Origin of the sequence: Stenotrophomonas sp. B2 (assembly GCF_014947095.1) — a bacterium.
In the GTDB taxonomy this organism is placed as follows: domain Bacteria; phylum Pseudomonadota; class Gammaproteobacteria; order Xanthomonadales; family Xanthomonadaceae; genus Stenotrophomonas; species Stenotrophomonas maltophilia_P.
Genome location: NZ_JADCQA010000004.1, coordinates 223,802 through 231,957, shown reverse-complemented (window position 1 = coordinate 231,957; position 8,156 = coordinate 223,802). Strand labels below are relative to the sequence as shown.

Sequence of the window (8,156 nt, the reverse complement as noted above, 5' to 3'; positions counted from 1 at the left end):
CGCGGGGCCTTCCCCGGCGGCCTGAGGCAGGCGCGGCGCTCGCGGGGCTGGCCCCGGCGCTACCCGCAGGTGCTTACCAGCCGTAGGGCGGCGGGTAGTCCCAGTAGCCGGGGCCGCGACCGTAGTAGCCGCCATACGGGCCGAAGAACCCCGGGCCCTCGCCTTCGCTGACGTGGATGTTGAGGTTCACCCCGCGGGTCTTGCCCTCGTCGGTGGTGTAGTTCTTGCTCAGATTCAGCGTGGCGGCGTTGTAGTGGCTGTTGCCGCCCCGCTTGGAGTACCCGATGCCGGTGGTGAAACTGCCGGAGACCTTCACCTTGTCGTCCTGCACGTCGGCGATGCGGGCATCGTCGTGCACGCGTGGGCCACTCTTGTCACCGTAGTAGGTGCCCGGCGGGTCCTGCTGCAACGTCGGATCGTTGAGGTAACGCATCGGCGCCTGCGGCAATGTCAGGTCCAACCCGGATGCCTGCGGTGCGGTGGCGCCGGCAGCGGACTGGGCGAGCACGGTCCCGGGCAGGGCCAGGCACAACAGCAGGGTCAGGGGGCGGATCATCTTGGCGCTCCAGCGGACAGGGACCACGCCACACGCGGCGTTACAGGCCGACGCTAGCAGGGCGTGCTTGAATGATGCCTGTCGGCGCCGGATTGGGGTAGAGCCGGGCCATGCCCGGCTGCAGGTCACAGCCGCCCGAACCCGAACAGCTCCGCCAGCGGATGCTTGCGCCGCTCGATGCGGGCCCGCAGCAGCTGTGCGCCGATCATGGAATAGGTGATGCCATTGCCGCCGTAGGCCATTGCCAGGTGCACGCGCGGCCCCCACTGTTCATGCGGGCCGAAGAACGGCAATCCGTCGGCGGTCTCGGCGAAGGTACCGGCCCATGAGAATGCCGGTACCGGGTCGAGCTTGGGAAACCAGTGCAGCAGCTGCTTCATGAGCTTGTCTGCCTTGCCTTCCACCCGCCGGTCGCGCCGTGCCGGAATATCGATGGCATCGTCCAGCCCGCCCACCAGCAGGCGACGGTCGCCGGTGGCCCGCAGGTACAGATAGGGGCGCGCGCTTTCCCACACCATCGTGCGCTGCAGGGGGCCCAGCACCGCGGCATCGACAGGGTCGGTGATGAAGGCATAGCTGCTGCGGTTGCGTGCGACGCGCTGCGAGAGCCAGCGCTGGTTGGCGTATCCCATCGCCAGCACCACGTGGCCTGCGCGGATCGTCGCGCCTGATTCGGTCTGGGCGGTTACGCCCCGTGTGCCTGGCGTCAGCGTGTGCAGCACGGTGCGATCGTGAATGTGGCCGCCGCGCTGGCGCACCCGCTTCAGCAATCCATAGGTGAGGCAGTAAGGATCGACCCGCGCTGCCTGCCGGGTCAGCAATGCGCCGCCGGCGTCCACATCGAAGCGCTGCGCCAGCGCCTCCGGGCCCAGCCAACGGGCGTCCAGGCCGGCGCTGCGTCGTGCCTGGCCCTCGGCCATGAGGCGGGGCACGTCGCGGTGGCGACTGGCCAGGTACAGGCTGTCCATGCGCCGGAAGTCCACGTCCTTCAGGCCACGCGCCACTTCGCCCAGTGCCGGGATCGCCTCGGCACAGGCCCGGTAGGCCAGCGTGGCCGCGTCGTGGCCATAGCGCTGGGCCAGTTCCAGCAGATGGGTGTCGATCTCGTACTGCAACAGCGCGGTGCTGGCGGCGGTGCTGCCCCAACCGATGTCGCGCTGCTCGATCAGGGCGACCTCGTGACCGTGACCTGACAGCTCATCGGCGATCAGTGCGCCGGTGATGCCGCCGCCGACCACCAGCACATCGCAGCGCAGGTCGCCCTCCAGCGGGGGAAATGCCTGGATCAGGCCATTGCGTACGGCCCACCAGGGATAGCCACTTTTCAGGTCCATGGTGATGGGTCAGGCGGTGGGATGGCCGGTGTGCGGCGTGTGGATCAGTTCGGACAGATCGAAGCCCTGCAGCCGCGCCGTGGCCAGATAATGGTCCCGCACGGTGGCGTCCAGCTTCGGCTCGCGTGCCAGCAGCCACAGGTAGCGGCGATCGGGGCTGCCAACCAGCGACACGCTGTAGTCCGGAGCGATCTGGATGACCCAGTAGTCGCCCTTGGCGAAGGGCAGCCAGCGCAGGCCCTTGGGCAGGAAGCTCACTTCCAGGCGCGCGCTGTCGTTGTCGACGGGGCAGGCTTCGCCGCTGGCCTCCTCGACCTGGCCGTCCATGCGGCAGCGGTTGTGGACGCTGACGTTGCCGTTGTCGAGCAGGCTGTAGTGCGCCGAGACATCGGTGCAGCCTTCCGGCTCGTGGCGCATGGGCAGGCGCGCGATCTCATACCAGGTGCCCAGGTAGCGGGGCAGCTTGAGGTCGGCGACGGTCTTCAGTGGCAGCTGTTCGGTCATCGGCAGGCGCAGCGGGAACGGGCCTCCACGATGCCGACGGCCTCGCCACGAGCGGGTGAAGCCGGAGCGATGGCGGTGTCCAGAACATTGCGTCGCCGCGGCGTCATTCCCGCTGTCATCGGCGCGGCGGTATCCTGCCGCCAGCGCCGGGTGTTCCGATCCAACCTGAAGTGGAGGTGCCGATGTACCAGGTGATCCTGTTGAAGAGTGAAACCGCGTTCGCGCGCGAGCAATGGCCGCAGGTTGACGATCTGGTGGACTATGAGGGCGTCAGCTACAGCCTGCGCGCCGGTCCGCGCCAGCCGCTGCCGACCGACCACGACTGGCCTCCGGTGGCGGTGTACGCCCCGGACGAAATCACCGAAGAAGAGTTCCAGGACTGGTATGCGCTGCAGCAGCCGACGGTGGAGGAGCTGCGGTTGAAGTACTGAACCGCGGGGGCGGGTGCCGCGGGCGGTGCCGCCCCGGGCATCCGACCTTGACCGGTCGTGCCGTATAGTCGCGCGCAGGCGCGGTGGTCCGCGCGAACCGGTGTGCATCTGGCGTGTCTTCCTTCCTGCAATCGATCCGCACGCGCGGGCCCTGGCTGGGCCTGCTGCTGGGTGCTGCCCTTCTGCTGTCCGCGGCCGCGCTCGCGCAGAACGAGGCGCCTACGCCGAAGCAGCAGCTGGCACAGATTGACAGCACGCTGAAGGAGATCGCGCGCAAGCGCGACGACGCCGAAGCCACCGAAACACTCGGCACGCTTTCAGAGGACGCCTCGAAGGCCAAGCGGGATGCAGAGGCGCTGGAAAAGTCCCTGCAGCCACAGCTGGACCAGCTCAAAGAGCAGCTGGCTCAGCTGGGTGAAGCGCCGCAGGGCACCACCGAGCCCCCCGACCTGGCCGCGCAGCGACGTACGCTCAGCCGCGAGAGCGATGCCCTGGCCGCCTCGGTGGCCCAGGCCAAAGCCATCGCGGTGCGTGCCCAGCAGTTGAGTGCGGACATCGACAAGCAACGTTCCGCGCAGATCAGCGAGGAACTGGGCCGCAAGGTCGATTCACCGCTGTCGCCGTCGCTCTGGCGGCAGGTGGCCGATCAGCTTCCCGATGACATCGCCCGCGTGCGGCCGTTGGCGCAACAGGGGCGTGACACCCTGGCCAAGGCCATCGACACGCACGGCTCGGGCACCCTGCTGCTCGGCCTGGCCGCAGCACTGGTGATGATGTTCCCGCTGCGCCTGTGGCTGCGCGCGCTGGGGCGCCGGTTTGCCGCCTCGGAACGCGCGCCGGACGGCCGCCTGCGCCGTTCCGGCCTGGCCATGTGGCTGCTGCTGGTGGGCACCCTGCTGCCGGGCTATGCGGTGGTGGTGCTGGTGGCTTCGCTGAATGCCATTGGCGGCATCGCCCCGCGCCTGCAGAACGTGGCCGATGGCCTGGTGGCGGCGACCTTCGCTGCGGCCTTCATCGCCGCGCTCAGCGCGTGCCTGCTGATGCCCAGGCGCCCCTCCTGGCGGCTGCTGAACCTGGATGACACCGCCGCGCTGAAGCTGCGCAAGTACGCCTGGGGTGCCGCTGCGCTGGCCTGGCTGAGCAACGTGCTGGTGGCCATCGACCGTGCCACCCGCACCAGCGACGTGACCACGGTGGCACTGGATGGCGTGATTGCGCTGACCTACCTCGGCCTGATCATGGCCATGCTGGTGACCCTGGCACGCCTGCACCGGCGGCAGACGGCCGAAGCCGAAGCGAAGCTGGAAGCGCAGGCCGAGGGTCTCGGCGCACAGCAGCCGGTGCGCCGCAGCAGTTGGTTGGTACTGGCGCGCGTGGCTGGCAACATCGCGGTGGTGGCGGCGATCATCGCCACGCTGCTGGGCTATGTGAACTTCGCCAAGTTCGTGAACCAGCAGTTGATCGGCGGCAGCATCGTGGTGCTGGCAGCCACACTGCTGTTCAAGTTCGTCGATGATTTCTGCACCTGGCTGTTGAACGCCGACAGCAAGGTTGGCCAGACCATCCTGCTCAGCACCGGCCTGAGCGTCTCCAGGCTGGAGCAGGCCGGCGTGCTGCTGTCGGCGGTGCTGCGCACCTTCGTGGTCCTGATCGCGCTGCTGGCACTGGCCGCGCCCTTCGGCAATGTCGGCTCGATCGTGGAGCGCTTCGCGTCGCTGGCCAATGGCATTCCCATCGCCAAGGACCTGACGCTGGAGCCGGGCCGCATCGTACTGGCCATCGGTGTGCTGCTGGCCGGGCTGGGGGTGATGCAGGTGGTGCAGCGCTGGCTGGCCGACACCTACCTGCCCAAGACCGAACTGGATCTGGGCGCGCGCAATTCAATCAGCACCGTCGCCCGCTATCTTGGCATCATCATCGCAGTACTGTGGGCCCTGACGGTGATGGGACTGAACCTGCAGAAGCTGGCGCTGCTGGTCAGTGCGTTGTCGGTGGGTATTGGTTTCGGCCTGCAGGCGATCACCCAGAATTTTGTTTCCGGCCTGATCCTGCTGGCCGAGCGACCGGTGAAGATCGGTGACTGGGTGAAGCTGGGTGACCAGGAAGGCGACATCCGCCGCATCAATGTGCGCTCGACCGAGATCCAGGTGGGCGACAAGTCCACGTTGATCGTGCCCAACTCGGAGCTGATCACCAAGACCATCCGCAACATGACGATGGGCAACAACCAGGGCCGCATCCAGATCCAGTTCGCGGTACCGACCAGCACCGACGTCGCCGGCCTGCGGCAGGCCATGCTGGATGCCTATGGCGCGCACACCAGCGTGCTGCAGACGCCCGCGCCGACGGTATACATCGACGGCATTGCCGGCGGCCAGATCACCATCAACAGCTTCGCCTACGTGGCCAGCCCGCGGCAGGTGTACGGCACCCGCAGCGATCTGTATTTCAGTCTGTTGCAGATCCTGGCGGAGCGGGACATTCCGCTGTCCACGCCAACGGACATCCACATCACCCGCGACCCCCAGCAGTAGGGGATTCCCGGCAGGGCTGCGCCCTGCACCTGCCGAGGCCGGAGCAACAGCAACAGCAACACCAAGCATTCCATGGGATGGCGGGGTGGGTCCGGTTGCGGGGGCCGCTGCAAGTACGTCCATGTAAGCTCGGTCGCCGCATCCATGCGGCTCACGCCCCCGCAACCGGACCCACCCCGCCTTCGACAGATTTCCGCGATCTGCTGGAACTGCTTTTGGGGTCGGCACCTACCTACGGCTGCCGGAAACCGTCAGAGGTGGGGCGGTGTGGGTTGGCAGGACCGTTGGCGCCATGGATGGCGCCATCGAGCCCCCATGGATGGGTTTACGGCGTGTCCTGACAACCTACACCGCCCCTCCATCCCACGGAATGCGCGCTCTTGCTGTTGCTGTTGCCTTTGCTCCAGCTCGTAGCGGGTGCAGGGCGCAGCCCTGCGGAAAACCCTATCCCCGCGGTCGGCTGCGCGAAGGCACCAGCGCGAAGGTATCCACGGCCAGCTTCTCGGCGTGATTCAACCAGGCGCGGATCTCCAGATCGTCCACTTCATGATCCAGTCCGAAGGACACATTGATCTTGCCGTCGGCATCAGGCTGGACCCACTGCTGGGCCAGCACCACCTTGCGCTGCGATGACACGGCCTCGATCCAGAAACCGCGATCCGGGCGCGTGCTTGCCACCAGCTGCAGCATGTACTGGCCGGCGCGGGTGCGGCGGCCCTTCTGGGTGATCATGTGGGCCTGGCGCACGCTCGGGCGCGGTCCCTGGAACGCATCCAGCGGCGCGTCCACCGCGATGCCACCACGCAGGTCGTCGTCGCGGTACAGCTTGATGCCGTTGTCGCGGTTCACCAGCAAGGCGCACCAGTCGCCGTCGGCCGACCCATCCTCGAATGCGGTGCAGCGATCCACATAGGCCAGGGTGTTGTCCGGATCGGCATCGTCGAACTGGCGGGACGTGTTCTCCAGATACACCGACTTCAGGCCCCAGTCCTTGTCGTACTCCAGCAGGACCGGCGGCTGCACGTGCTGCATGCCCACCACCACCTGGTCGTCGTTGTCGATCCTCAGTTCGCGCGTCGGCTCGCCCAGCCACAGCGACCGGGCGAATGCCAGGTACTGCGGGTAATCGCGGCCGCCATCGCGACGCGCCGCGACGCTGGCACTGGGGGCACGTGTTTCGTCCAGCAGCGAGCGGCCGAAGCCCATCGTGCGCAGGCCCGGATCGAGCAGGCCCAGCAGGGTGGCGCCGGAGTCCAGCGTCGAGCCGTTCTCCGCCGCCAGCTGGCGCGGCGCCACGCCATCACCGAGGAACAGCAGCAGGTTCTCGCGCTTCTGCCTGGCCAGCACGTGACTGAGATCGTTGGGCATCGCCAGATGGTCCGAGGCGATCACGATCAGCGTGTCCTTGCCGTACGGACTGGCCTGGATGCGCTGGACCAGCTGCGAGATCAGGCGGTCGGTGCATTTGAGCGCGTTGAGCAGGCCGATGTTGCCGTACTGGCTCTGGTAGCGTTCGCCCTTGCACGACACCGGCAGGTGGCCTGCGGGATGGTGCGTATCCATGGTCAGCGTGGTCAGCATGAACGGTGCGCCGGCGCGCGAGAGCTGCTCGAAGCGCTGGTAGGCGGTGTCCAGCAGCACGTCGTCGTGTACGCCCCAAGCAGAGTAGTGAATGCGCCCGATCTTCTTCTGCTGCTTGAACCACGCCAGATCATGTACTTCGTCGAAGCCGTGGCTGGCCAGGAACTGGCCCTTGCCGGCGAACTGGCCGTTGGCGCCGCCCAGATAATGGTTGGTGTAGCCCTGCTGCTTCAGGTAATCGCCCAGGCACACGGCCTTGGGCAGGAAGCTGCCCATCCGGTCCATGCTGTTCTCATCGCCCTGCGAGGTGGTCAGCGGCACGCCGCACATCGATGCCACCAGCCCGGCGATGGTCCAGCCACTGCCTTCGGTCGATGCCAGGCCGCGCACATCCAACGACCTGGCGGCCAGACGATTGAGATTGGGCATCAACCCGGGGAACACGTTCTCGTCCAGATAAGTGCGTTCAAGACTTTCGCCGTAGATCCAGACGATGTTGCGCGGCCGCTGCAACGGCTGGGTAGGCACCTGGTATTCCGGCGCGATGCGCGCGAAATCCACCGGTCGCAGCTGCTGGTAAAGACGCTGGCCGTCGCGCGCCAGCGGACTGACCATGAGCGTGACCACCCATGCGACGGCGAAGCCGGCGAACCAGGCCGCACCCCGTCCGGGCCGATGCCAGCGGCGGACCCGCGTGGCGAACAGCGGCAGCAGCGAAACCAGGGCCAGCACGATGAAGCCGGCGATGTAGCCCTTGAAGTCGGCGACGCCGGCACCCTCCATGTCCGCACCCAGGTGGTACAGCGTGGCGGCGTTGAGTCCGTCACCGGAGAGCTTGTCGATCAGCCACCACGTGCTGAGCGCCAGCAACAGCAGTGAGAACGAACCGGCCTTCCACCACATCCATTTGTCGGAAGCGAGGAACAGCCAGGCCAGCAGCAACAACGACAGCAGAAGGATCCAGAGCATAGGCGGCTTCGGCAGTGAACGGGGTGGTGCGATGGACGTCGTACCGACGCGTGTCCATCCGACCGGCGCTGCCGCTAGCATGTGTGCATGACAGGCCGATGACCCGATAGTGCATGCACGAACCTGACTGAAATGTTTGTTGATCGACCGCGTGCGGTAACAGCGCGATCAAGTAAAACGAGCGTGAAAACGCGCGTTGGATTGCATTAAGAACCGCATGAATGCGGCACTTCGGAGATGGACGTAT

The 8,156-nt window shown here is 66.8% G+C and carries 6 protein-coding genes; 2 read left to right on the top strand and 4 right to left on the bottom strand.

Annotated features, from left to right (window positions below):
• Positions 1–73: 73 nt before the first annotated feature.
• The 3 genes from IMX13_RS06220 to IMX13_RS06210 form a co-directional block, all read right to left on the bottom strand.
• Positions 74–556 carry a hypothetical protein gene (locus IMX13_RS06220; RefSeq protein WP_074900053.1) on the bottom strand — a complete coding sequence of 161 codons (483 nt, stop codon included), beginning with the start codon at positions 554–556 and terminating at the stop codon, positions 74–76.
• Between the two features lie 125 nt (positions 557–681).
• Complete coding sequence (locus IMX13_RS06215; RefSeq protein WP_193396023.1) at positions 682–1,890, bottom strand: FAD-dependent oxidoreductase; 1,209 nt, start codon at positions 1,888–1,890, stop codon at positions 682–684.
• 9 nt (positions 1,891–1,899) lie between these two features.
• Positions 1,900–2,394, bottom strand: coding sequence for a lipocalin family protein (locus IMX13_RS06210; protein ID WP_053520408.1), 495 nt, complete (start codon positions 2,392–2,394; stop codon positions 1,900–1,902).
• Between the two features lie 182 nt (positions 2,395–2,576).
• Here IMX13_RS06210 and IMX13_RS06205 point away from each other — a divergent pair, with 182 nt between their 5' ends.
• Positions 2,577–2,825, top strand: a complete 249-nt coding sequence (locus IMX13_RS06205; RefSeq protein ID WP_053520409.1) for a hypothetical protein — start codon at positions 2,577–2,579, stop codon at positions 2,823–2,825.
• 113 nt (positions 2,826–2,938) lie between these two features.
• Positions 2,939–5,359, top strand: coding sequence for a DUF3772 domain-containing protein (locus IMX13_RS06200; protein ID WP_193396022.1), 2,421 nt, complete (start codon positions 2,939–2,941; stop codon positions 5,357–5,359).
• 444 nt (positions 5,360–5,803) lie between these two features.
• On the opposite strand, the gene IMX13_RS06195 is transcribed toward IMX13_RS06200, so the two are convergent.
• Positions 5,804–7,909: a phosphoglycerol transferase I gene (locus tag IMX13_RS06195; RefSeq protein WP_193396021.1), complete on the bottom strand. Its 2,106-nt coding sequence runs from the start codon at positions 7,907–7,909 to the stop codon at positions 5,804–5,806.
• Positions 7,910–8,156 lie beyond the last annotated feature (247 nt).